The following is a 1012-nucleotide window of genomic DNA, read 5'->3' on the forward strand; positions in this document are numbered from 1 at the left end:
CGCTACAATTATTATACAAACCCGTTGTAAGCAATTTTTATAAAAATATTATTTTGAGTATTAGTAATTTAAACTACAAAAATCATTGTAAGGGAATCGAAGGGTGTAATATATACGATTTTAGTATAATTGAACATTTAGAAAATAACCAGAACCCAATATTTCGGTTTTTCTCTAAAGAGGAATATGCTGTCGATTTTATGAAAGGAAAGATTCGATTAAGTACTTTATATTCTTGTAGAACATTAGAAAACTTAAAAGCTAGAGATGAGAACGAAGGGAAAATGAATACCTCTATTAGTGATAAATTTATTAATGACACCAATGATGGTAAACATAATGACTTTATTTCAGAAGTAAATAAAACTGGATCTATTTACATTGGACCAAATGTTAAAAACGTTACATTTAAAAACATTAATACATCCCCAATGAATATGTTAGATGCTTATGTTTTATGCACAAGTATTGAAGTAAATGAATATCTAATTGAAAATTTCGGGAAATATTATGTTAGAATAAATTATCCCCACCTTTTCTCGTATTATTTACATTTAAGTATGAGAAAAAATAAGAACTCAATGTATTTCAAGTCAGAGAAAATAAATTACAGTAATCGGAATGTTGATTTGGCTAAAGATTCAGTAAAAAAAAGAATTGGTTTTGAGAAAGATATTAGATTCTCAAAAGAAAAAGAATTTCGCTTAATGTTTTATACAAAAAAGAATAACATTCAACCCTACTTTGAAATTGCTCCTGATGTAAGTCAGATTTGCGATTTACTTTCATATTAAACTGCTTACAACACCGTATACTAATCATTGCTCTTGCGGGAATTACTTAATGATTTCTACAAATATTTAACTATCTTGGTTTCTGAAAATTCGAACTCGCTTGCCTTTCTGAGTCTCACGCAGCTCTGAATAATTGGAACTAAGAGGTGTAGTTTGAACTCGTCGCCGCTGCCAGCATCGCGCTGCGCCAAACGCAACAATTATTATACAAACCCGTT

The 1012-nt window shown here is 29.7% G+C and carries 1 protein-coding gene; it reads left to right on the forward strand.

Going from position 1 to position 1012, the window contains the following annotated elements:
• A partial coding sequence (locus BLQ00_RS17415) for a hypothetical protein (RefSeq protein ID WP_093145593.1) occupies window positions 1-794 on the forward strand: 794 nt, incomplete at its 5' end.
• Window positions 795-1012 lie beyond the last annotated feature (218 nt).

The organism is Ulvibacter litoralis (assembly GCF_900102055.1).
Lineage (GTDB): Bacteria > Bacteroidota > Bacteroidia > Flavobacteriales > Flavobacteriaceae > Ulvibacter > Ulvibacter litoralis.